22 protein-coding genes are annotated in these 24,300 nt (G+C 69.1%); 15 read left to right on the plus strand and 7 right to left on the minus strand.

Annotated features, from left to right (window positions below; all coding sequences use genetic code 11):
- Positions 1–76: 76 nt before the first annotated feature.
- From Actob_RS43025 to Actob_RS43030, 3 genes are all read right to left on the minus strand, one after another.
- Entirely contained in the window at positions 77–2,827 is a 2,751-nt protein-coding gene (locus tag Actob_RS43025; RefSeq protein WP_284917695.1) for an ATP-binding protein, read from the minus strand.
- A gap of 388 nt (positions 2,828–3,215) precedes the next feature.
- Positions 3,216–3,962 (minus strand): LmeA family phospholipid-binding protein, encoded by a 747-nt coding sequence (locus Actob_RS44195; protein WP_407653513.1) that lies wholly within the window; start codon positions 3,960–3,962, stop codon positions 3,216–3,218.
- Positions 3,963–4,055: 93 nt separating this feature from the next.
- Positions 4,056–6,344: an MMPL family transporter gene (locus Actob_RS43030; RefSeq protein WP_284917696.1), complete on the minus strand. Its 2,289-nt coding sequence runs from the start codon at positions 6,342–6,344 to the stop codon at positions 4,056–4,058.
- Between the two features lie 179 nt (positions 6,345–6,523).
- On the opposite strand from Actob_RS43030, the gene Actob_RS43035 reads away from it, so the two are divergent.
- Positions 6,524–7,255, plus strand: coding sequence for a response regulator transcription factor (locus tag Actob_RS43035; RefSeq protein ID WP_284917697.1), 732 nt, complete (start codon positions 6,524–6,526; stop codon positions 7,253–7,255).
- On the opposite strand, the gene Actob_RS43040 is transcribed toward Actob_RS43035, so the two are convergent.
- From Actob_RS43040 to Actob_RS43055, 4 genes are all read right to left on the minus strand, one after another.
- On the minus strand, positions 7,228–8,697 hold the full coding sequence (locus Actob_RS43040; RefSeq protein ID WP_328518457.1) for a sensor histidine kinase: 1,470 nt from the start codon (positions 8,695–8,697) through the stop codon (positions 7,228–7,230). The two genes, Actob_RS43035 and Actob_RS43040, sit on opposite strands and share 28 nt — an antisense overlap.
- On the minus strand, positions 8,697–9,461 hold the full coding sequence (locus tag Actob_RS43045) for a response regulator transcription factor (RefSeq protein ID WP_407653514.1): 765 nt from the start codon (positions 9,459–9,461) through the stop codon (positions 8,697–8,699). Before Actob_RS43045 ends, Actob_RS43040 begins: the two co-directional genes overlap by 1 nt.
- Positions 9,462–9,638: 177 nt before the next feature.
- Complete coding sequence (locus Actob_RS43050) at positions 9,639–10,787, minus strand: hypothetical protein (protein ID WP_284917698.1); 1,149 nt, start codon at positions 10,785–10,787, stop codon at positions 9,639–9,641.
- The gene (locus Actob_RS43055) at positions 10,784–11,356 is read right to left on the minus strand and encodes an RNA polymerase sigma factor (protein WP_284917699.1); all 573 of its coding nucleotides are present in this window, start codon (positions 11,354–11,356) and stop codon (positions 10,784–10,786) included. Before Actob_RS43055 ends, Actob_RS43050 begins: the two co-directional genes overlap by 4 nt.
- Positions 11,357–11,633: 277 nt before the next feature.
- Here Actob_RS43055 and Actob_RS43060 point away from each other — a divergent pair, with 277 nt between their 5' ends.
- From Actob_RS43060 to Actob_RS43125, 14 genes are all read left to right on the plus strand, one after another.
- Positions 11,634–12,206, plus strand: a complete 573-nt coding sequence (locus tag Actob_RS43060; RefSeq protein WP_284917700.1) for a SigE family RNA polymerase sigma factor — start codon at positions 11,634–11,636, stop codon at positions 12,204–12,206.
- A complete protein-coding gene (locus Actob_RS43065) occupies positions 12,203–12,958 on the plus strand; it encodes a hypothetical protein (RefSeq protein ID WP_284917701.1) in 756 nt (251 codons plus the stop codon). The genes Actob_RS43060 and Actob_RS43065 overlap by 4 nt, the downstream gene beginning before the upstream one ends.
- 74 nt (positions 12,959–13,032) lie before the next feature.
- On the plus strand, positions 13,033–14,193 hold the full coding sequence (locus Actob_RS43070) for a polysaccharide deacetylase family protein (RefSeq protein WP_284917702.1): 1,161 nt from the start codon (positions 13,033–13,035) through the stop codon (positions 14,191–14,193).
- 522 nt (positions 14,194–14,715) lie between these two features.
- Complete coding sequence (locus tag Actob_RS43075) at positions 14,716–14,940, plus strand: glycine-rich domain-containing protein (RefSeq protein WP_284917703.1); 225 nt, start codon at positions 14,716–14,718, stop codon at positions 14,938–14,940.
- Between the two features lie 15 nt (positions 14,941–14,955).
- Positions 14,956–15,774: a phosphotransferase gene (locus Actob_RS43080; RefSeq protein ID WP_284917704.1), complete on the plus strand. Its 819-nt coding sequence runs from the start codon at positions 14,956–14,958 to the stop codon at positions 15,772–15,774.
- Between the two features lie 669 nt (positions 15,775–16,443).
- Entirely contained in the window at positions 16,444–16,605 is a 162-nt protein-coding gene (tvaA, locus tag Actob_RS43085) for a thioviridamide family RiPP peptide (RefSeq protein ID WP_284917705.1), read from the plus strand.
- A gap of 12 nt (positions 16,606–16,617) precedes the next feature.
- Positions 16,618–17,751 carry a phosphotransferase family protein gene (locus tag Actob_RS43090; protein WP_284917706.1) on the plus strand — a complete coding sequence of 378 codons (1,134 nt, stop codon included), beginning with the start codon at positions 16,618–16,620 and terminating at the stop codon, positions 17,749–17,751.
- Positions 17,748–18,755, plus strand: a complete 1,008-nt coding sequence (locus Actob_RS43095; protein ID WP_284917707.1) for a T3SS effector HopA1 family protein — start codon at positions 17,748–17,750, stop codon at positions 18,753–18,755. The genes Actob_RS43090 and Actob_RS43095 overlap by 4 nt, the downstream gene beginning before the upstream one ends.
- A gap of 44 nt (positions 18,756–18,799) precedes the next feature.
- Entirely contained in the window at positions 18,800–19,633 is an 834-nt protein-coding gene (locus Actob_RS43100) for a phosphotransferase family protein (protein WP_284917708.1), read from the plus strand.
- Positions 19,627–20,229, plus strand: coding sequence for a flavoprotein (locus Actob_RS43105; protein WP_284917709.1), 603 nt, complete (start codon positions 19,627–19,629; stop codon positions 20,227–20,229). Before Actob_RS43100 ends, Actob_RS43105 begins: the two co-directional genes overlap by 7 nt.
- A 9-nt stretch (positions 20,230–20,238) precedes the next feature.
- Positions 20,239–21,465, plus strand: coding sequence for a 50S ribosomal protein L11 methyltransferase (locus tag Actob_RS43110; protein WP_284917710.1), 1,227 nt, complete (start codon positions 20,239–20,241; stop codon positions 21,463–21,465).
- Between the two features lie 2 nt (positions 21,466–21,467).
- A complete protein-coding gene (locus Actob_RS43115; RefSeq protein ID WP_284917711.1) occupies positions 21,468–22,811 on the plus strand; it encodes a YcaO-like family protein in 1,344 nt (447 codons plus the stop codon).
- Complete coding sequence (locus tag Actob_RS43120) at positions 22,808–23,479, plus strand: TfuA-like protein (protein WP_284917712.1); 672 nt, start codon at positions 22,808–22,810, stop codon at positions 23,477–23,479. The genes Actob_RS43115 and Actob_RS43120 overlap by 4 nt, the downstream gene beginning before the upstream one ends.
- Positions 23,476–24,273: a phytanoyl-CoA dioxygenase family protein gene (locus tag Actob_RS43125; protein ID WP_284917713.1), complete on the plus strand. Its 798-nt coding sequence runs from the start codon at positions 23,476–23,478 to the stop codon at positions 24,271–24,273. Before Actob_RS43120 ends, Actob_RS43125 begins: the two co-directional genes overlap by 4 nt.
- The last annotated feature ends 27 nt before the right edge of the window (positions 24,274–24,300 follow it).

Raw genomic sequence — 24,300 nt, forward strand, 5'->3', positions numbered from 1 at the left:
GCCTTCCCGCCCGTCCGCCGGGTGCGAACCGGGCATGGCACGAAACCTAGGGAACAGACCGGGTCTGCCGCGTCCGTCAGGCTACGTCTTCGGCGTACGTCATCGTGCTGCGCAGCACCCCCGCCAGCTCGCCGCGGGCGGTCACGCCCAGCTTGGGGAACATCCGCTGGAGGTGGGTGCTCACCGTTCTGGGCGAGACGTACAGTCGCTCACCGATCTCCCGGTTCGTCAGCCCCTGCGCTGCCAACTGGGCGACATGCAGCTCGGTCGACGTGAGCCGGTCGACGGCGGCCGGGTCCTGCCGAGGCGAGGAAGCACCCGCGGCGCGCAGCTCCTGGCGCGCCCGCTCCGCCCAGGCCGATGCGCCGAGCGCGTCGAAGACCTCACGTGCGGCCTGCAGGACGACGCGAGACTCCGCGGGTCGCCGCTGACGCCGCAACCACTCGCCCAGAGCGAGCTGCACCCGCGCCCGTTCGAACGGCCAGTCCACGGGAACGGCGGCGAGGGCCGCCCGGTAGAGCGGCTCGGCGGCGTCGGCCGGGCTCAACAGTGCCCGGCCGAGGCGCAGTCCACAGAGCAGGGCGGGGGACGGAGTCAGCTCCCCGAGCGGGGTCAGCTCCTCCAGGATGTCCCGTACCGCCTCCGCGGACTCGCTCCGTACGCCGGCCTCGACCAGCTCGGCGAGCGCGTAGAAGCGCAACCACGGGTGGAAAGCCGGGTCGGCCGGGTCGAAGACGCGGTGCAGGTGCCCGAACGCGTCGCCGTAGCGCCCCTGACAGAGGGCCGCGTGCCCGCGGGCCGTCTGCAGGATCGCCAAGGCCGGGCGCGCGCCGGCCGGCAGGGCCGCGCGCTCCGCCTCCGCCGCCCAAGCCTCCACCCGCGGGTCGCCGCAGACGGCGGCGAGTTGCGCCCGGATGGCGTGCACCATCGCGCGCACCAGGGGCTGACCGGTCTCGCTGGCCAGCTCGGCGGCCTCCTCGGCGGCGAGGGAACCAGCGCGTACGTCACCGAGCCGCGCGGAGCTGCCTGCCTGGACGCAGAGCGCCCGAGCCAGCATCGACAACCGGCCCCGCGCCCGCAGGACGTCCAGCGATCGTGCCGTCAGCCGGCTCGCCAGAGCCGGCGCACCCACTGTCACCGCGGCACCCCCGAGGAGCTGGTCTCCCTCGGCATCCTCGGAGGAACGCTCGAGCTGACCGGCCAGGGACTCGAGGACGGCTCGCCCGCGCTCGACCGGCGCGCAGTAGGCGCGCAGCGCCACCAGGTCGGCGTTGTCCGCGTCCACGGGCATCCGGCCGACGGCGGCGGCGACCCGCCGGCGGGCAGCCGGTCCCGGCTCGCCCCAGTAGCAGTGCAGGACCGCGCCCCACAGCATGCGCAGCCCCAGCACGGGCTCACCACCAGCGGCGATCCCGACGGCCAGCTCGGCCAGCTCGGCGGTGGCGATGCCCTCGCCCCGCGCCGCCCCCTCGATCAGCGCGATGCCGACCCAGGCCGCGCGCCCCTGGTCCCGGACCGAAAGGTCCAGCGAGCGCGCCTGAGCCAGCAGGTGCGTCGCGACGTCGCCTTGGCCCGACTCCAGGGCCAGCTCGGCCGCGCGCAGCAGCCGGTCCGCGCGAGCGTGCGGATCAGCAGTCAGTTCCGCCGCCCGCCGCATCGCGGCCAGGGCCGCGGCCACGCCGCCGCGCCGCAGGGCCCGGCCGGCAGTGGAGTCCAGGTCCCGCGCCGCCTGCTCGTCGTGGCCGGAGGTGGCGGCAGCGCGGTGCCATGCCTGCCGGTCGGGCTGCCCCTGGAGCTCGGCGGCGAGAGCGGCGTGTGCGGCCTGTCGTTCGGCGGCGGTCGCGGCGTGATGCATCGCCGAACGGACCAGCGGGTGTCTGAAGACCATCCCCCAGGCCTCCACCAGGCCCGCACCGACCGCCGGGCTCAGGGCGGCGATGTCGACCGGCCTTCCGAGCATCCGAGTGGCGGCGGCGAGGCACTCGTCCATCGTCCCGTCACCGTTGAGGGCCGCGAGGAGCAGCACCGTCCGGGTGTCGACCGGAAGACGAGAGACCCGAGCCGTGAACGTCCTTTCCAGCCGCTCGGTCAATGGCAGCGGACCGGGGGTGAGCGCGTACGCCCCACCGACCGACTGCAGCGCGACGGGCAACTCGGTCAGCGCCAGCGGGTTCCCGGCCGCCTCCTCCAGCAATCGCTTCCGCACCTGCTGCCCCAGGCCGGGGGCCACGGTGTCGAGCAGCTCGCCGGACACCTCGTCGGTCAGCGGGTTCAGGGGCAGCACAGGTAGTCCGGCACCGGCCAGCCGATCGTCGAGGCCACGGGTGACGACGACCAGGACGAGGGGGTCCGACTCGATCCGCCGCGCGACGAACCCGAGCACATCGAGGCTGGCGCGGTCCATCCAGTGGGCATCCTCGACGACCACGAGCAGCGGTGCCTTGCCTGCCGCGTCCGACAGCAGAGTCAGCGCTGCCAGACCGACGAGATAAAGATCAGGTACGGCCTCGTCGACGAGCCCGACGGCTCCGCGCAGCGCGGCACGTTGCGGTCCCGGCAGGTCGTCGATCCCCTCTCGCAGCTGGTGGACCAGCTGGTGCAGGCCGGCGCAGGGCACGTTCTCCTCCGACTCCACCCCCACCGCCGTGATCACTCGGGTGCCCCGGCGGGCGGCCTGTGCCGCCGCCTCGGCGACCAGCGACGACTTGCCGATCCCGGCGGCCCCGAGGACGACCACCGCGCCGCCGGACCCGGAGGCGGCCTGCTCGACCAGGGCAGCCAGCACACGGCGCTCCGTCTCGCGACCCAGCAGCACCCGTCCCTGCATACCTCGCTCCGTCTTCTCCGCGCTGCTCCATCTGCCCACCGGGCGCCGCGTCACCGCCCGACCGGGTGGTCCCGTCCCGAGCCCGTCAGCCGACCGCGCTGGACCGGGAGGTGATCCGCACAATGGCACGCGCGCCGCCGCGCGGGAAACAGGGGTCGCCGGGCCCGCGGGCGTATCTCCGGACCAGCCCGGACATTCCACGTGCCCGCTGCTGACAGCGGTGATGGACGTTACTTCCGATCCCTGCCGCCGGCACCGGAGCGGAGGCGTGGGTGACGGCCGCGGCGGAGTACCCACCGCTCCGGCCGAGAAGCCACGATCAGAAGCGGCGCCTCAGCGGTGACTCGACACCAGGCCGCGCTCACCTCGATCCCGCTGCGGCGCGTGGCTAACCACATCTTCCGGCAGGCGCATCGACGCCGCGTGGAAGTGTTCGGAGGTTACTTCCGGTGATCGTGAGCCGAAGACCGTCCGCGATTGCTCGAGCCCCCTGGTAACTGAGGCCGGCGGGCAGGTGAGGCAAGTCGACTGTACGGACTCTGGCCCTGTCCCCCAGACGGTCCGCGGAGACTCTGAGGCCCAGCAGGGGAATGCCTACCTCGGTGGGTTGGATGGTCAGGGCGGTTCCGGCAACGGTGAGTGTCGCGTAGACCGTCACGGATCGAGGCCGACCGAGCAACCGCACATTGGTGCCTATGGTGAGCTTCCCGTCGCCATCCCAGCCAAATGTCGAGTCGGCGGAATCCCGTGGTGCGTCACCTGGTGATCCGTTGGCCGCCTCGGCCGCGCCGAGACCGGCGTACGGAACAGTGATGTCGGCGGTCAACGACTTCGCCTGGATCGGGCCGCCGTGAGGCACTCTCACCTCGTGTGCGGTCGCGTCGAGCGCGGCGGTGAAGTTGCCAACTGCCAGTCGGGGTGCCCGGACCCGGACGGAGCTGTACGTCCCGCGCATCCATTGGGTCAGGAAGGGTACGCCGCCGAAACTGACTTTCGGATCCACGTCCGTGCCCGCGACGCATCGCAGGCGGTCAGCGAGGCGGTCGGCCGCTCGATCGGCGGCTGTCCGGTCAGCGGCGAACCCGGCGCCTACCAGCACGACGGCGACACCGAGGATGATCCATGACTTTCGCACGAGGACATGCCACCAAGCGGGGGTGAGGGTCGGCTGCCGACCGGCTGAGGGTTTGGTGAAGGGTCGCCGAGGCGACCCACCCGAGCGCGATGGTCACTCCTGCCGCGAAGGCGGCCTCGCGGCCGGTGTCAGCGGGCGAGTCGTTCGCCTCGGGTCCCGCGACGCCTGCCGGTCGAACGCCGCCGGGTCGGCCTCGATGGAGATCTTGGGCAGCAGCCTGTCGAGCAGCGTGGGCAACCGCCACTGCCGTTCGCCGATCAAGACCATCACCGCGGGAACGAGCAGGCAACGGACGACGGTGGCGTCGACGGCCACCGCGACGGACAGGCCCAGCCCGAACATCTTGACGATCGGGTTCGCATTGATCAGGAAGCTGGCGAAGACGGCGACCATGATGAGCGCCGCGCTGCTGATGATTTTTCCGGTGTCGGCCAGGCCGAGGCGTACCGCCCTGGGGTTGTCCCGGGTGGTGTGCCAGTGCTCCTGCACCGAGGTGAGCAGGAAGACCTCGTAGTCCATGGAGAGCCCGAACAGGATGGCGAACATCATCATCGGCACGTACGACTCGATGGGCACCGGCCCGTCCAAGCCGAGCAGCCGGACTCCCCAGCCCCATTGGAAGACGGCGACGACAACGCCGTAGGCGGCGGCGATGGAGATCAGGTTCATGGCGGCGGCTTTGGCGGCGAGCCACAGCGACCGGAAGGCGAGCAGCACGAGCACGCAGGCGAACACCACCACGGCGCCGATCAGCAGCGGCAGCCGTTGGGAGATGCGTTCGGCCAGGTCGGCTTTGGTGGCGGTCAGCCCGCCCACGTGTGCTTCGGCGCCTTTGCCCGCCAGGGCATGTGGCAGCGTGGTGTCACGCAGCTGATCGACGAGGTCGACCGTGCGCTCGTCCGACGGTGACGTCTGCTCGGTCACGCTGAAGACCGCTACGGCGGAGTCGGCGCTGATGACCGGGTCACTGACCTGGCGGACGCCGGGGGTGCCGGACAGAGTGGTGCCCAGCGTGACCAGGCGGGGGTCCTGAGCTCGCGGGTCCTTGCCGTCCCCGGTCTTCGCGCCGGCCGGTGCGGTGGCCGGGTCGAACATCTCCACGACCACCCGCAGCGGGCCGTTCGCACCGGGGCCGAACCCTTCGGCGAGGGCGTCGTAGGAGCGGCGCGACTCGGTAGAGGCCGGCAGCCGGCCGGCGTCCATCTGGCCGAGCCGCAGTCCGAGCACGGGTGCGCTGAGCGCGAGCAGCACCGCGGTGGCCGCAAGCGCGGTGACGAGCGGGCGTCTGGCGACTCGCAGGGCCAGGCGGGCCCAGACGGTGTTGTCCAGTTCCTCGGGATCGGCGGCGGTGCCGCGCCGGCGGCTCGGCAGGGACAGCCGGTTGACCCGCGGTCCGAGCCAGCCGAGCAGCGCCGGCGTCAGCGTGATGGCGGATCCCAGGCTGACGGCCACGACGATGGCCGCCGAATATCCCAGCCAGCCGACGAACGAAACCCCGGACAGCGCCAGGCCGCAGACGGCGATGATGACGGTGCCGGCGGCGAAGACGATCGCCCCACCGGAGGTCGCCGCGGTGCGACCGGCCGCTTCCTCGGGCGAGAGGCCGTCGGCGAGCAGGCGCCGGAAACGGACCACCAGGAACAGGCCGTAGTCGATGCCGACGCCCAGGCCGATCATGGTCGCCAGGGTGGCGGCGACCGTGGGGATGTCGACCGTGTCGCCCAGCAGCTTCAGCAGCGCGAGGCCGCCGCCGACGGACAGGACCGCGGTGATGATCGGAACGCCCATGGCGACAGCCGACCCGAAGGCCAGCAGCATGACGATGATCGCCACCACGATGCCGATGAGCTCGCTGGTGTGCACCGGGCTCTTGGACAGTTGCTGACCGAGTTGCCCGCCGATGGAGACGTCCAGACCGGCGGCGCCGGCCGGGGAGGTCGCGTCGCGCACCTGCCCCGCGAGCTCGACGGTAGCGGCGGAGTCCGACTCCGGGGTCACGGTGAGGTAGCCGATGCGGCCGTCGGCGCTCAGCGACGCGTCACCGGTCACCGGCGGGACACTGACCAGGCTGACACCGGAGATCTCACGGATCTTCTCGGCGGTGCTGCGCAGCGCGTCGGCGTACACCTTGTCGGTCAGCTTGCCCGTCGGTGCCTCCACCACGACGAAGCTCGGGTCGACCGACTTGCCGGGGAACTCGCGGTCCAGCAGCGTTTGCGCCACCGCGCTGTCGCTGCCCTCGACGGCGATGGCGTCGGCGTTGCCGCCGCCGAAGCGGTTGCCCGCCACGATCACGACGAGGGCCACCACGATCCAGGCGAGGGTCACCGCCCGGGCATGGCGGGCGCAGAACCGGCCCAGCCGATGAAGGATGTCGGTCATCGCGATCCGCTCACACCACTACGGGCATCTGCCTCACCCCTGATCGGGGGCGTCGTCGGCTGATACCAGGATTCGGAAACCGTTGTCAGTGGCACGCGGATCAGCCAACCAGCGGTTGTTTCCGATGACCGTCGCTGACCCTGACGGTTGGCTGAGGACTGGTGCGCCATCATGTGCGGGTGACGACAACCGATCCAGCCGGGCCGGCTCGAGCCGGATGGCCGGCGGCTGCGGCTGCGCGGGTCCTGGTCGTCGACGACGAGCAGCCGATCCTGGAGGTGTTGACGGCCACGCTGGCTTTCGCCGGCTTCGAGGTCCGCACGGCCCGCTCGGGCGCTGAGGCTCACCGGGTCGTCGCCGGGTTCCGGCCCCAGGTGGCGCTGCTGGACGTCATGCTGCCCGACGTGTCCGGCTTCGAGCTGTGCCGGCAACTACGACAGACGTACGGTGATCTGGGCGTGCTGTTCGTGACCGCCCGCGACGCCATCACCGACCGGCTGACCGGGCTGGACGTGGCCGACGGCTACATCACCAAGCCGTTCAGCATCGCCGAAGTGATCGCTCGGCTGCGGGTACTGCTGCGCCGCATGCGAGCCCGGCAACCCGGCCTCCCCGACCCCGGCGTGCTGCACGTGGGCGATCTCATGGTCAACGAGAACAGCCACCGGGTGAGCCGCCACGGCCGGCCGGTGGACCTGACGCCCACCGAGTTCCGGGTGCTCGCTCTCCTGCTACGTCATCCGGGCCTGGTCGTCAGCAAACAGCAGCTGCTCAGCGACGTCTGGGGACACCAGTTCGGCGGCCCGGCGGCCGTCGAGAAGGTCATCAGTCAGCTGCGCCGTAAAATTGGACCGGGCCTGCTGCACACCGTCCGCGGGTTCGGCTACACGGTCCGCGACAGCGCGTCATGATGGACCGGTAGCGTCACCCGGGCTTCCAGACCTCCCCCGTCGTCGCGCCGATCGTGCAGGGCCAGTGTCCCGCGATGTTGCTCGGTGATCTCGCGGGCGATGCTCAGGCCCAGACCGCTGCCGCCGTTGGCCTTGCGTCCACCGTCGGCGCGCCAGAAACGCTCGAACGCACGAGTGATCGACTGCGGATCGAGGCCAGGCCCGTGATCCCGTATGGAGATCGTCAGATCCGTGTCCGCGCCGCTGACCACGATGTCGATCGGACTGTCTGCGGGCGTGTACCGGACGGCGTTACCGAGCAGGTTGCGCAGCACCTGGACCAGTGCTGCCTCGTCGCCGAGCACGACGGCACGTGGCGGCTCGACCCGCAGCGAGATCACCCGCTCCGATTCGACCACGCCCAGATCGGCGACCAGTCCACGCAGGACCGGGCCGACGTCGACCGGGGCGAGCTCCAACGGCCGTCGCGCGTCCAGCCGGGCCAGCAGGATGAGCTCCTCGACCAACTGTTGCATCCGTCCGGTTTCCTCGCCGATCCGCGTCATCGCCAGGTCGGCCTGCTCCCAGTCGGCGACGCCGCCGCTGAGATAGAGATCGCTCCAGCCGCGAACCGTCGTCAGCGGTGTCCTGAGTTCGTGCGAGGCATCCGCGACGAAGCGCCGAATCCGGTCCTCGGCATCCTCACGCTCGCTGAAAGCGGCGTTGAGCTCGGCCGCCACCCGGCCGATCTCGCTCTGCGGATGCCGCACGGTGATGCGTCGGCCGCGCTGACCACCGGCGATGGCCCGGGCGGTGTCCGCGACGGTGCGCAGTGGCCGCAGCCCGATCCGCAGTACCAGAATCGCGGTCAGCACACCCGCGGTGAGGATGGCAGCCGACGCGGTGATCTCCACGATCAGCAGGCGGTGCAGCGTGGCGTCGACGTCGGCCAGGGAGACGCCGACGACCAGAGCCGCCGGCCGCACCCGCATCCCGTCGATGGTCAGCGTGACGCCCTCGGCGGCGCCGGGCAGGGCGATCACGGTCAGTCGATAGCCGGGCCCCTTGCCCGCGCTGGGGGCGGTGAACGGCTCGGCGGTGGCTCTGACCGGCGCGGGCAGGACCGGCGGTGTCAGGTCTTCCCTGCCGGAAACCGCCGCGTGTGCCACTAGGGTGCGGCCGTCGTCACCGACCACGGCGACGTACTGGGTGCTGGGGGCCAAGAGGCGCACCGTGTCCCAGCTGATCGGCGTGTCCGGACCTCGGCCGGCCTGCTCGTTGATGCGATCCGCCAGCGAGGCGAGCGTCACGTCGACCCGGTCACCCATGAACGTCCGCAGCGCGGTGTACGCCGCCACGTCCGCGATGAGCAGCCCGGCGGCCAGCAATGCCAGCGTCCCGGCCAGCAGCCGCCCTCGCAGCCCCTGCCACACACCGGCGCCCCGCAACCGCGCGAGCGACATCACGCGACGGGCTCGCGCATCGCGTACCCGAAACCGCGCACCGTGTGCAACAGCGGCACCGCGCCATCCGCGTCGATCTTGCCGCGCAGCTGGCTGATGAACTTCTCCACCACCGCGGTCTCGCCGCCCCACTCATACCCCCACACCTCGCGCAGGAGCTGCCGGCGCGACAGGACCAGCTCGGCGTTACGCATGAGAAAGCGCAGCAGCCGGAACTCCGTGGGCGACAGGGTGATCGCCCGACCGGCGCGAGCCACATGGTGAGTCTGCTCGTCCAGCTCGAGATCGCCGACTCGCAGACGCAAGACCGCCTCAGTCGCCGCGAGGCCGCGCCGCAGCAGCACGTTCAGCCGGGCGACCACCTCGGCGGTGCTGAACGGTTTGGTCACGTAATCGTCAGCGCCGAGCGCCAGACCGGCCACCTTGTCCTCGACCCCGTCGCGCGCGCTGAGCAGCAGCACCGCCAGGTCCTGGTCGCGCGCCCGCAGCTCCAGACACAAGTCCAGACCCGAGCCGTCGGGCAGCATGACATCCAGCACAGCCAGCTCCGGAGCGAACTCTCGCGCCACGGTCCGGGCCTGCGCGCAGCTCGCCGCCGCCCGCACACTGAACCCCGCGAACGACAACATCGCGGTCAACACCTCCGCGATGGGTCCCTCGTCATCGACCACCAGCACGCGAGCCGGGCGCAGCGCGGTGAGCCCGGGCGCGGGCGGCCGCGACTCGTCGGCCTGCCGGGGACCGGGACGCTTCGCAGTTGTCACCGATCAACCATGCCGTACCGGCGCCGCCGGCAGCCTCACCACAACCTTCCCATCACCTGCCGATTCGCTGAGCGCGCCGCAGCGGGGGATGGGGACGAACCGGCCGTGACCATTGTTTCCGCAGGTCACGGCCTTACTTGAAGTGCGCCCGAAGGGACTCTGTCAGATCGCCGCCGCCTACAGGTCGGCCTGCGTCACCCGGGAGGATTCGTACGTCGTGGAGGCCTGGGGAAGGCCCGGCACGGTAGAGACGCTCTTGACCAGCATGCCGGTCGTGGCGTCGACGGTCAGCACCTGGCCGCCCTCGCCGCCGAACACCTCCGGGCCGGCGGTGATCGTCAGCGTGGCCTTGTCGTCGGTGGTCGACTTCTTGACGTCGACCGCGGAGATCGTGGACAACAGACGTAGCACACCGGCGCGGACCTGCGTGTTGCCGTCGCCGGCGGACAGAGCTTCGGTGCTGTACGTCCACAGGGCGTTGTCGAGATGCTGCTGGACGGCCTGAGGGCTGTACGGCTTCGGCGCTGCCTTGCCACCCTTCTGCTTGATGATCACCTGGGCGGCCGCCTGCTGTTTGTCCCACTCCGCCTTCTGTGCTGCTGGGTCGAGGCCGACCAGCCGATCGTTCGCTGCCTTGAGCATCTGGGTCCGGCCGTCGGCCGGGCTGCTGTCCGCCGCGGCGACGGCCGCCTTGAGGAGGGGGGCGTATCCGCCGTCCTTCATCTGGTCCTGTTGACGGGTGATCGCCAGCTTGATGTCCTGCACGCTGTTGCCGGTGTAGATCGCGTGATCGTCGGTGTACAGCGTGTAGACGACCTGCATGGTCTTCTTGCCGTTGACCTGAGTCGCTTTCACCAGCCATGCATCGCCCCCGGAAGGGGTGAGGGTCTTGATGGACCCGGCCAGAGTCATCAGCGGCGCGCGTTCGGCGGAGCCGTCGGCGGCGACTGGCCCCGAGGCGGCAGCCGACGGATCGCCGGCGGCCACCACGCCCCCGGTCGCCGACGAGTTGAGCGCCACAGCGACGACCGCTGCTGCGGCGGCGGCCGCCACACCGGCGCCGATGCCGAGGCGACCCGCCAGGCCCAGCCGGCGGCGGCCGCGCCGGATCGCCGGGCTGGACTCGTGACGCCGTGTGGTTGTCGTCGTTTCCATTGTCGAATTCGTCTCCATAGTCGTGTCCTCCGCTGATGTCGCGCCCAGCAACCGCACGGTTCCGGGATCGGCCATCGCCGCGCGCAGCACCGCCCGCGCCCGCTGATAAGCCTCCGGGCGCAGTGGCTCTGCGCTGCCCAACTCACCGACCAGATCGAGCTCGTCGGTCATCGGTGTTTCTCCTTCGCGCTGTTGCGTTCCTTCAGAAGCGCGGACACCCCTGGCGCCTCACGGAGAGCCGCCCTGGCCTGGCTCAGCAGCCGCCGTGCGGTGCCGGCCGGCATGCCGAGCGCCCGCGCGGCGTCGGCTGCGGTCAGGTCCTCCCAGGCGACGAGCCTCAGAACTTCCCGCTCCTCGGGTTTGAGCCGCATCAAGGCCGACTCGAGTACTGCCTGCGCGTCCATGCCGAGGTCCACCGCCGACCACGGATCCCACCCGCTAGCCAGCTCCGTCACGTCCTCGACCAGGTCCTCGGGCGGCCGGGACCGCCAGAAGCGGCGCAGGCGGTTCAACGCCACCCCGTACAGCCACGGCCGCGCGTCGTCGTACGACCGGTCGTACGATCGCCGCGACTCGAACGCGGCGACCCAAACTTCGCCCAGCAAGTCCTCCGCCGCGTCGCGCCCCACCCGACGAACGAGGTAGGAACCGACGGCGGCTTCATGACGACCGACCACCTCCACGAAGGCGTCGACATCGCCATTCAGCGACCGGCCTATCAACTCCGCATCCGACGCCATGGCCCTCCTCGGCGAGATCCGCGCTTCCAACCTGACATTGCCGATCAGGCTGAGAAGTGTTCAGGCTTCGAAGCACCCCGGACCGGAGAACAAGCGATGGCGTGGGCGCACGTGCTGCGCGGATCGTGGCGAAACCACTCTCAGGGGTCGACGCGCTGGAGGGCGTCCAAGGCGGGCACGGCAGGTTCGACATCACGGGCTACCGGCGGCCGGAGCGCTCCCGCTGATCTTTTCGGCCTCATGCAACCTCGGGCCGGGCGAAGGGGTCAGGGTGGGTGTGAAAGAGGACAGCAGCTCGGGCAGGTCCGAGCGTGACGAGCAGTTCCACGAATTCGTGGCCGATCGGCGTAAGTGGCTGCTGCAGACCGCGCGGCTGCTGACGGCCGGCGATCCGCACCTGGCGGAGGATCTCGTGCAGACGGCACTGACCAAGCTCTACGTCTCCTGGGCGGCATTCCGGCGGGCGGACAACCCGGACGGCTACCTGCGCCGGGTGCTGGTCAACGCTTTCCTCAGGGAACGCCGTCGATCGTGGTGGCGATTCGAGCGTCCGTCCGACCGGCTACCTGACCGCGCCGACACGCAGTCGGCACCGGTCGACCTGGATCCGGAGCTGTCCCGCGCACTGGGTCAGCTGCCGCGGCGGATGCGCGCCGCGGTCATCCTGCGCTTTTTTCACGAGCTGGACGTCACTGAAACAGCGGCGGCACTGGGCTGCTCGACCGGAACGGTCAAGAGCCAGACCTCCCGAGCTCTCGACAAGCTACGGGTGGCGCTGGACCAGCCCGCAGCACCGCGTAACCCGCCTGCCCCCACCGCCCGATCCCAAGAACAGGAACTCATCCGATGATGGATCTTCACAACCGCCTGCAGCACCTGGCCGGCCCCGCCGATGAGACCCCGGCCGCCGTCATCGAGGAGGATCTGGCTCGCGGGCGCCACGCCGTCCGGCGCAACCGGGCCTTCCGGGTGGCCGCCGGGTCGGCGTTCAGCGTCGCGGCCGTCGCGGCGGCGCTGTCGCTGGGGCACGGACTGGTCGGCGGCCACACCCAGGACGCGCCCACGGCGGCGCAGAGCGCGAACGGCGTGACCGCCGGTGTCAAGCTCGTCAGTTACACCGGAGAACAGCCTCGCCTGTTCACCATCGACACGGTGCCGCAGGGGTTCTTCATCCAGGGCCAGAACGAGTACGAGCTGGTCATCGCGCCGGAGCAGGCCAAGACTCCCGATCCGGCCAAGCCGTACCTGTCCGATCCCAAGGTCTACACCGGCAAGATCGCGGTCTATCTGCAGAACAAGGACTTCACGGTCGAGCCCGGCGGTGACGAAAAGTTCAAGATTGACGGCAAGCCGGCTGCGCTGCGCTACATCCACACCGACGAGGGCACCCCGGATGAGGGAACCACTGTGGAAGCGACCCAGATCTTCGTTGTGCAGTCGCCCCACGTCTACCTCACCGTTCAGTTCGACGCCAGCACCGGCCTGACCAAGGAACAGATGATCAAGGTTGCGGGCGGTATCAACCTCACCGCCGAGGCAGTCGCCAAGGCCGAGAAGGGGTACGCCGCACAGACCACGGACATCAAGACTGACAAGAACTGAACGTCACCGCATCAATACCGGCCGCGTCGATGATTCACTGACGCGGCCGGAAGCGTGCGCACCGTGGTCAGCGCTTGGGCGGCCAGCCGCAACAACGCCGGCTTCTCCCTGAAAGGTGCCATCTCCGTGTGCAGATGAGCACCGGGCCCCGAACAGCAACGATCTTCGTTCCTGTCCCCGGATCTGCTCGGTGCAACGGAGTAGCGGCAATGCGTACCCCTCTGATCTTTCTGACCCCTTTGGTCCTCGCCGTGCTCGCCGGTTGCGGCGCTGGGGCAGCGGCCCAGCCCGGCCCCGACTTCGTCGACCCGCTGGCGGTCACGTCGTCGGCTCCACAGGCCGCCGCGGAGACGCCCAGCTCGCTGGATCCGGAGTCCGAGCCGGTGACCACCACGGAGCCGGATCAGTCGGAGTCGGACCAGTCAGAGTCGGACCAATCGGAGCCGGACCAATCAGAGCCGGACCAGTCGGAGCCGGATACCAGCCAGCCCGACACCAGTGAAGCGGCCGCCGATGAACTGGATACCAACCCGCCTGCCACCACCGACGAGCCGGCGACTCCGGTCAGGATCCGCCGAGGTGACGGGCCGGCCAGGAGCCTCAGGAAGACCGGCCGGGCCGGCGTGGCGCTCACCTTCGACGACGGACCCGACCCGGTGAATACGCCGGCGCTGCTCGACCTGCTGAAACGGACACACGTCAAGGCGACCTTCTGCCTCGTCGGCCGGAACGTCGCCGCGCATCCCGAGATCGTCCGGCGGATCGTCGCCGAGGGCCACACGCTGTGCAACCACACCTGGCGGCACAGCCTCACCCTGGGCCGGCAGAAACCATCGGTGATCCGCGCCGACCTACAACGGACCAACGACGCCATCCACGCCGCGGCCCCGGGCGCCGAGATCAAGTACATGCGCGCGCCCGGCGGCAACTTCACTCCGGCGTTCGTCAAACAGGCCGCCCTGCTCGGCATGACGTCCATCTACTGGCAGGTGGATCCGCGCGACTGGGACCACCCGGCCGGCGAGTCCGCGGCCGCGCACCAGGCCAAGGTGATCGGCACGGTGCGGAAACACGTCAGCAAGGGCGCGATCGTGTTGTCTCACGACTATCGGCAGCCGGGCACCATCACGGCGTACGAGACACTGATCCCGTGGCTGAAGAAGCGCTACACCCTGATCGCCCTGCCGGTTGGCCAGGACACCGCGGCCGACGGCTCGCCGATTACCAGCGGGTAATCATCCACCGCGACTGACTGTGAAGATCCCCTACCCGCCGCGCGCCCTCGGGCGCCGACGCATGGGCGTGGTTTCTCCCTGCCGCTACGACCCGGCCGGACGCGCCTGACCAGAGCAGTTTGCGCCGCGCCGGCTTGCCCGCTCCGGCTGTCGTGCATGCTGGACGGCGGCCTGAGTGCCGGCGAAGCTGGCGTCACGTCACCTTCAGGGTCACCGTGGCGCTGGTGCCGGTGGTGTTGTAGGTGCCACCCGCGATCACCATCCGCAGGGTCTAGGTGCCGTGCTTGAAGGCCCGATTGAAGCTGTACGTACCCTTGGCCGTCGCCCGTGTGCCCGTTCCAGCGCGAACCGGCTTTGCGCTGCAAGGTGACCACGACCCCGCCGCGCGCGGGCCCGGCCGTACCTAAATCTTGATCTTCTTGTTGGCTTTGGGTTCTTGGTGCTGGTCTTGGCGGTGATGGTGTAGCGAACCGATGCCGACATGGCCGCCGAGCTGGCCGCCCACATGCCGGCCGAGCCCGGGTGGGTGACCCGGTACGCGGTGGTGACTCCGAGCCGTACCAGGCCGCCTGCGAGGAGGTCGTGGGACAGTTCATGCACCACGTGCCGATCCTGACCGAGGGCATGGCCGACGGCTCCTCGATCGAGTACACCCGCCAAGCGCTGAAGGCGACCGGCTACTACATCGACCCCGAGTTCTGGGCCGGCGAGGCGAAGTCCTGCTGTCCGCCGAACCCGGGCATCTGAAAGGCCACCTGACCGATGCGCACTGACTGGACCGCGCTGCCCGAGGCCGTCACGAAAGAAGTCGCCGACCGCATCGGCGGAACTCACGCCATCCCGGCCCGGACCGGTGACCACGCGGAGATAGCCGCAACCGTCACCGGGACCAACGGCACGGTGTTCGTCAAAGCGGCCCACAGCGACTTCGGGATCAGGTCACTGCGCTTCGAGCTGCGGGTGAGTGAGGCCGTCAACGGGCCGCACTCACCCGCGGTGCAATGGCACTTCGAGACGGCCGGCTGGCTGGTCGTAGGGTTCGAGCACTGCGACGGCCCGCACGCCGACCTGTCCCCGGGAAGCCCCGACCTGGACCTTCTCGGCGAAGCCCTGGCGACGCTGGGTAGGACGCCCGCGCCGGACGTGGGGCTGTTCAGCCCGAAAGGGCGGCTCGGGTTCGAGCACCCGGCGATGGGCGGCGACACGCTCGTGCACACCGATCTCGGCCCGGCCAACCTCATCGTCACCCCGGGCGGCCTGCGGATCGTCGACTGGGCGATGGCGACCAAAGCCGCGCCGTGGGTCGAGTTGGCCATGCTCGTCCCGTGGCTGATCGGTAGTGGCCACACCTCGGAACAAGCGGAGAACTGGCTGGCCCAGCGCTCGGCTTGGGACATGGTGGACCCCTCGGTCCTCGACGACTTCGCGGCGAAAAACGCCGAGAAGTGGACGCTCAAGGCGGGCCAGAACACCGCCGGGTGGATGCGCGACCTAGCGGACTGGACAGGTCAATGGTGGACGTACCGGCGCACTACGTACCAGCAGGTCAGGGCCGAGTGCATGATTCCGGCCAGCCACTGATCGATCGGCACCGCTCAAACGTGCTGATTCAGTCGCGCCCGTACTGAAACGGTCGCCGACATCCGATCACCCACGGATCACCCGACACCGCCGTTACCGTCGGTAGAACACAGACGGAACGCGGCCGGTCAGGCCAGTCCGTGAGGCCCACTCCGCTGAGCGGATGGCGTCGATGCCGCCGTCAAGGCGATATTCGATCACCGACGGATCACCACCGTCGGCAGCACCGAGGCGCGGCTCTGCCGAGGCCGCCATCGCTTCGCCGAAGAACGTGAAGCGTCGACGAGGCCGGCCACGGTGCCCGGACGGCGGCAGACCAGTACGCCGATCCCGCCCCTGGGCGACGCGCGTGCATACGCCGCTTTCGGTGCCAGCGTGACGACGGAGGAACCGGCCGTATAGACCCGCAGCCCGGGGAAGCGCGCGTCGCACCGCATGGCCCGATGAGTCGAGCCGCAGCGGTCCTGGACCGCATCGCGCCCATTGCGACCTGTCAAGAAAACCGTCGTGCAGAGGAACGGTCGATCCGTATCCGTACCGCAGGGCCAGCCGTTGGTGAACAATTTCCGGAATGCGCACCACAGCCCTTAACCGATGTATCGATTACTTCTAACATTCCATTTGTTCACCGGCGCGGGCCGGTGAATCGATAAGAATGGGGAGGCTTTCATGCCGGAGAACGAGAGCATCGACCAGACCCTGGCGAGCCTGACCGGGCTGGACTCGGAGCAGCTCCAGAAGTTCCTCGAGGAGAAGTCCGGCATCGCGCCGGACGAGGAGGCTCAGGGCTCGGTGATGGCCGCTATCGGTTCCATCGTCGTCCACTGCTGATAGGCCGACATCATGGGCGTCTCAGATGACTGGGCCGCCCGGCTCGACCCGGGTGTGGTTTCCTTCTACCGCTTGCGGATGATGGGTGTCCACGCGACTGCCGCTACCCGTGGAGAACGTGCAGGCGGCGGAGCCCGGCCGGAGACGGCCGAGATCCGCCGCCTGCTCAGCGAGTCGGGTATCGAACGTGGCGAGCCGACAAGGATCTACTGGTACACGGCGCGCCGGCCCGTAGCGCACGTGGAATTCTCGGCCGGTACGCCGGTCGTGCTCAAATGGCTGGACGCCGCCGGACTGTCCAGCGGCAACGAATCTTTCGCCCTGCGCTTGTTACGAGGCCTGGCGCCGCCGGACGTTCTGGCCGAGGCGTTGCCCCGGCTGGTCGGTACCTCGCCCACCGGCGAGGTGCAGATCTTCGACTACATCGACCACGTGAGTACGTGGGCCGAGCAGGCCACCAACCGGGGCGCACCGGGTGCCCCGCCGTACACGGCGTTGGGCCAGGTCCTCGCCGCTCTGCATGCGCTGCCCGTCGACGGGATGGATCAGCGTTATCCGGATCGTCGGGTGAAGTTCCCCATTCCGTCGCTAAGCCGGTTGACGCCGGCCGAATTCTCGCGCGGTTACGGGACGGATTTCGCCGAATACGTAACCGCCATCCAGGCAGTCGAGGAAGAAATGGCGCTGATGCGCGAGACGTGGACGCATCACCATTACATTCATTTTGACCTGCACGACGACAATGTTCTTTTCCGTGACGAGGAACCTTCCGTCGCGCTCATCGACTGGGAAGCAGCAGGATTCGGTGAAGCGGCATATGACGCCGGTACCGTGCTCGGCCAAATCTTGTTGCATGGGCTGCCGGGACTGCAGTCCGGCGCCGATTCACCCGCAGCGGCGAAGGCGCTCGAACCGGCGCGGACCTTCCTCGGCTCTTACCTACGCTTCTCCACGATGTCCGACGAAGCTCTGCTGCGGATCATCCAGTTCGCCGGCGTCTTCCTCATGATGAGCAACCTCGGACGGCTGGAGAAAGTCGGCTCGCTCGGACGCGTAGGACGCCTGTCTCTGATCGTCGGCCGCCGACTCGTCCAGGACCCGGAGCCCCGACTCGCCCTCTTCGCAGCACGGCTCGGACGCCAATGAATCACTACCGTGAGACATACCGGAGAATCGCCTCAGAGGTCGAGATCGTCGACCAGGACGCTTTCCGGCACCAGACACTGGGGACACTGCGCCCGACGCGCGAGATCGACGTCGAAGCAGGCCATCCGGTCGTCGCCCACCTGTGGCGCTTTATCTACCTGCACTACTACGTCGCCGATGAGGACGCGGCGCTCACGCTGCTGGGCGGCTCCCGGATTTCGGCCGGGATCGCCGAACGCGAGAATGGCCCATTCGTGGACCGGGTGGCCGCCGCGCGGTCCGGGCGCCGCTATGCCGACCCGGGATGGCGGATCTCGGGCGAAGCAGGATCGGAGTGGAAGGCAACACGGGACGGACTCACCCTGACCGTACGCCGCGACGAGATCTCCGGCCTCGATCGAGTCCCGCAGGTGGGCGACGAGATTGCGGTGCTCTTCCCGGCGGAGCGTCGTTACACGAATCCTGGCTGGTATGTGGCGATCGGCCGCGCCGGACTGCGCCGTGAACCCGCGGAACCGGTGGTCCGGTTCTACTTCGCGCTGGACACCGCCGACGAGGCACCCGGCTTCCTCGCCTCGATCGAGAACGTCCTGAACGGGGCGAATGTGCCGTTCCACATGAAGGTCGTCAATGACCCCGCCAAAATGGTACGCAACGACGCGGTGGTTCTGTACATGGCAGCCGCCGACGGCGAGATCCACTACGCCGCGTTAGCCAGCGTGTATGCCCGATACCGACACGCCATGCGCGCGGCGTGGCCCTGCTTCGCCCGTCGCCTGGAGCCGGGCTGGGGCATGGCCGCCGAACCCACCGAGGCGACGCGACAAGGCCTGAGTTACGGTCAGCACCGCTGCGTCCTGGTCGCCGAGGGCCTCCTGCGTGCCTGGACGGCCGGCACCACCACGGCCGAGGGGCGCGAACGGGCAATCATCGACCGGCTCGCTGCGGCCGGCGTGGACCCCGACGCGCCGTACCGGGACCGGCCGCTGGTCGTGATCGCATGATCGGTCAACGAGTCCTGAGCGGCGCTTTCGTCTCCCGTATCTGTGTGCCGGTCACCGGCGGTGTGGCGGAGTGGCGGGAGACGGCCCCCAGCGCCCTGGATGGGCTTCTCGGAGCCGACGACCTGGAGAACCTGCGCCGGGTCCTGCCGCAGGATCCATGCCGGGCGATCCTTCCCCGGCTCGTGGCGGGCGCGGCCACGTGGCGGCCGGTGGACGATTCCTGGCTCGCCTTCGACGCTGTGCTGGGACTGGCCCCGGATGCCGCCGGCGCGCTGGGGGACCGATTCCGGAAGGTTGGGGCGTACCTGCGCCGCCTGCACGCCGTCGCGGTGCCGGGCGACCTACCGGCCACGGGCCGCCAGCTGCCACGCGACATCACGATGCGTGAACGGATCGACGACGTACGCCGGTGGCTGTCCGCTGAATTGCCGATCGCGATGCCGCGGCCGTCGCCCCTCCCACCGGTCCTCGTACATGGGCGTTTCTCGCTCGGGGTCATCACCTGGAACGACCCGCCAATCGTGCTGGGCTGGCGGGAGGCAGGGTGTGGAGAACCAGCAGTGGATCTCGCCCAGCTACTCGGCGAACTCGCGGAGATTCATAGCACCGTCCGATCCGGCGACCCGGTGGTGCGGGCAGCGGCATCCGCGTTCGTGGCCGGGTACGCCCGCGACGACCGCATCCCCCGGCTGTGCGCGACGAGGCTGCATGGGCACATCGTCCGCACGGTGGTGGAACACGCCGCGCTGCGGGCCGTGACCACCGGCGTTCGTGAACCGGCATTGATGCTCGTACGGCTGGTGAGCGCCGGCCTGCCCGCGTTCACCGCCGGGTTCGCCGACCGGCTTGAGCCATGTGGGCGGGAGTGCGGATGCTGACCGCGGAACAGTTCAGCGCGAAGGCTCGAGCCCTCAAAGTCGTCATCGGGGTGTGCGGATCGGTATCCGCGGTCGCGGTGCCGCACCTGGCGATGTGGCTCAAGGCATCGTTGGAGATCACGAACGTGGACATCATCGTGACTGCCGCGGCACGCGAGCTCATCGGCCTTCCGATCCTGGAAGCCTCGATCGACGGCCGGGTTGTCACCGATTGGCGGACGTCCGCCGACGATCGGGTCACCCACGTGACGATCGCCGAACGGGCGGACCTGGTCGTAGTCCTGCCGGCCACCGCCAACTTCCTCGCCAAAGCGGCACACGGCATCGCTGACGACATCCTGACCACCACCATCCTCGCCGTCACCTGCCCGGTGGTGATCGTGCCCGTGATGAACGAGGCGATGTGGAAGAACAAGGCTGTACAGCGCAACGTCGCGACCTTGCGCGACGACGGCTACGACGTCGTGCCACCCAAGGCCGGGCTTTCCCTGGCGACCGGCCGATGGGAGCTCGGGTCGATGGGCGACTTCCGGCCGATCGTCGTCGCCGCGCTCACGAAGGCGCTGTCCGCGCCGGGCACCACCCTGACGGAGTAGGAGACCAGTTTGTCCATCAGCTCGAACACCATGCTGTACCGGGTTCCGGAACTCTTGATCGGCGTCGACACCAGCAATCTGGCAAAAATCCACCATTCTGGGCGAGTCTTCAAGACCGGTCAAGACGCATTGGCGTTGCTCGATGTGTTGCATACTCCGCGTACCGTTGCCGAGGCCGTCGCCGCAGTGCGTGAACGGTGCAAGGGGACGCGCGCCTCCGAGCAGCTGCTGAGCACCCTCCTTCAGCTGCTCAACGCCGGCGTACTGCGTCGTGAGCCGGTGGTCGGGTTCAGCGAGGCCACCTGGCCGGCAGGTGGCTACGACGCGGCCTACGCGCACCTGCGCATTCTCGACGACCTGACGCGCAAGGGTGCCTTTGTCAGGGCCATGCGTGAGACAGTCCGACCCGGCGACGTGGTGCTTGACCTCGGTACCGGTTCGGGAATCCTCGCAGTCGCCGCCGCTCAGGCCGGCGCGGACCATGTGTACGCGGTGGAGCCAGCCGGAATGGTGCACATGGCCGAAAAGGTGGCCGAGGCCAACGGGGTCGCCGACCGGATCACGTTCATCCGCGGCTGGTCCACCCAGCTGGAGCTGCCGCGGAAGGCCAACGTGCTCAGCACCGACATCGTCGGTAACGAGGGCCTGGACATGACGATCTGGGAGACCGTCCAGGACGCACGCCGACGACTACTCACCGACGATGCCCGGTTCGTGCCGCAAGGCTTCCGCTCGTACGCCCGGCTGGTCGCACTGCCACAACGCGTGCGCGAGGACCACCGAGTCCACGACGAGCAACTTCTGCGCTGGAAGGACACGTACGGCATCGATTTCAGTCCGATGCGTTCCTTCGACCGGCGGCGCAGCATCGGCTTCTATGAGCGTCCCGAGGTGGTGCAGAAGTGGCCCGTCTGCTCCGGCCCCAGCGAGCTGTATCAGGTGGACCTCTCCCGCGATGTGCACGATCTCGGGACGACGTGCACGGTGACTGCGGACCGGGCCGGTGAGGTATCGGGCGTGGTGGTGTACTTCGAGGCCCGGCTCGGACCCACGACGACGTTCAGTTCGGCACCCTGGGGTGGCAGCGAACGCAGCCACTGGTACACCGCAGTCTGGGCGTTGCCCGAGGTGCTGACGCTCGAGCCGGGGGATCAGGTGGATCTGGCATACGTGTATCGCGGTGACGGTTCGTCACAGCTCGACCTGGCGGATGTGCGTCGCGCCGGGGGCCGGTGATCATGCGGTTCCGTACCCGAGTACCGAAGGTCTACGGGGTGGGCCCGCACCGGGAGGTCACCACCGAACAGACCTTCCGTGCCATCGCTCCGCATCTGGGGCGCGTCGGTATCACGAGGATCGCCAACATCACCGGGTTGGACCGGATCGGCATCCCTGTGTACAACGCCATCTCCCCGCAGAGCAACGACTACCTGTCGGTATACAACGGCAAGGGCGCCACCGCGCTGGCCGCCAAGACGTCGGCGATCATGGAGGCGGTCGAGCGGTTCAGCGCGGCGCTTCCGCTTCGTCCGGCGGCGATCGCGTCGTACGCCGAACTCGTGTCCTCCAGCCGTAAGGCTCTGGACCCGCGTGAGCACACCATCGCGCTGCACCATCAGTACGACATCGACCTGCCGATCTCCTGGGTGCCGTCCTGGGATCTGCTGAACGCCGAAGAGGTGCTGGTTCCTCAATATCTGGCCGGTTACCACACGTACTACCACGAGGTGCCGTGCTACGAGATCACCACAACCAACGGCATCGCGTCCGGCAACTCGCTGGAGGAGGCGACCTGCCATGCCCTGTGCGAGCTGATCGAACGTGACGACTGGACGATGGCCGAGATCGTCAGCAACCGTCTGAGCCGCGCAGCGGAGACCGGCCGGGCCGGCGTTCCCGCGTCCCGCGAGGCCGGCCAGTACTTCCAGGACATGCACCCGTCGATCGACATGGCGTCGCTGCCAGAGCGTGCCGGCGAGTTCGTGCGCATGTTCGAGCGGGCCGGCGTGAGCCTGCATCTCAAGGACATCACCTCGGCGACCGGGATCCCGAGCGTGCTCGCGGTGGTGGAGGAGGACATCAGTCCCACCTTCTCGCGCAGCCACAAAGGCATCGGAACCCATCCGGACGCGGAGGTCGCGGTAGTGCGGGCCATTGTCGAAGCCGCGCAGAGCCGGGTCGTCGACATGCAGGCGATGCGCGAGGACATCACCCTCCCGGATGCGACGGTGCCACACTGGGCGCGACACACCCAGCGAGCGTCCCGGTTCAACGCCGATGCCTGGGCCCACCGGCGATCGTCACGGGTAATGAGATTCGAGGATCTCCCGTCGCACCCGAGCGCGGACATCGTCGAGGACCTGGATCTCATGCTGCATCGGCTCCGCGCGCAAGGCCTGTCACAAGTGCTGGTGGTGGATCTGACGGCACCGGGCATCCCGGCGAGCGTGGTCCGTGTCATCGTCCCGGGCCTGGAGTCCTGGGCGCTGGACCGATCCAGGATCGGCCAGCGGGCGACGCGGCACTTCCGGGCCGCAGCGAGCCGCCTGGAGCAGCTGGCGACGCCGGTCGGTGGGCAATGAGCGCCGACACGGTGGTCTTTCTGGGCCCGAGCCTCGATCTCGGCCATGCGAGGCGGATTCTGCCGGACGCCGAATACCTTCCCCCGGTACGGCGCGGCGACATCGATGCCCTGATGGTTCGTCCGGCGCCACCGCGACGCGTGGCCATTGTCGACGGCTGCTTCCTGCACGCCCTGTCGATATCACCTAAGGAGATCAACAAAGCGATGCTGCGCGGCGTCGCATTCTTCGGTTCGTCCAGCATGGGTGCGCTACGCGCCGTGGAGCTCTGCCGCTGGGGTATGACGGGGGTTGGGCAGGTCTACGACCTGTACCGCACTGGAGCAGTCGAGGACGAGGACGAGGTCGCGATCACCTTCGATCCGGAGTCGCTGCGGCCGCTCTGCCTGCCGATGGTCAATTTCCGGATCGCTGTCGGCGAGCTGGTGGCCCGTGACCTGCTGAGCGCCGGTGACGGGACGGCGCTTCTGGAGACGGCGAAGGCGGAGTACTTCCCCGACCGTACAGTCGGGATCGTCTTTCGCCGGCTGGCCGACCGGCTCGGTGTGGAAGAGGCCGAACGGATCCGCCGGATCTGGGACGAGCATGCGCCGGATGCCAAGCGCGACGACGCGGTCCAGTTGCTGGAGATACTCGCCGGCGATCGCGGCGATGAAGGAGCGGAATGACGACGTTCGACAGTGACGGCTTCGTCTTTCCGCACGACGGGCTGACGACCGGTGAGTGCGCCCGCTATCTGGCGGCTTTCGACCAGTACGACCGGGAGGCCAGCGAGCGTGGCGGTCTGCGCGCGGCGTTCCGGCACTTCCCGAAGATTCATCTGCTCGCGCCGTGGGCGGATGAGCTGATCCGGCACCCCGCTGTGCTGAGCGCGGTGTCCCGGCTGCTCGGCCCTGATTTGCTGGTGTGGTCCACTAACGTCTTCGTCCGCGAGCCGGGGAGCACCAGTGGCATGGCCTGGCATCAGGACGCCCTGCACTACAGTTTGAAAGGGTTCCATACCGGGGCCGTCCGGGTGTGGCTGGCCCTGACCCCGGCGGACCTACGCAACGGGGCGATGAGGTTCTCGAGGGGTTCGCACCGGGCGGGAATCGTCGGTCATCGCACCGGCGCGGACCGCGCGGCGATCCGATCCGTTGGCCTCGAGATCGATGTGGAGATCGACGAGGACACCGTGGTGCCGGCCATTCTCGGCCAGGGACAGTTCTCCATGCATCATATGGCCGTGGCCCATTGCTCCGGCGGCAACGCCACAACGGCCGATCGAGTCGGGTTCGCGATCGATTACCTTCGGCCGGACGTCGCGCCGGTCGGGGGTCCGGACGGTGCGATGCTGGTCAACGGCACCGACACACACGGCAACTTCGAGTTGGAAAGCCCGGTCACCACGAGCGGGCTCGCCGTCGAAGAACAGTTCCGTCGTTCGGTCCTGCTGCGCATGCAGCGCTTGGGACTGGCGTGAAGGCCGCTGCGCCGCGAGTCGGAGCCG

This window comes from Actinoplanes oblitus, from assembly GCF_030252345.1.
GTDB classification, from domain to species: Bacteria; Actinomycetota; Actinomycetes; order Mycobacteriales; family Micromonosporaceae; genus Actinoplanes; species Actinoplanes oblitus.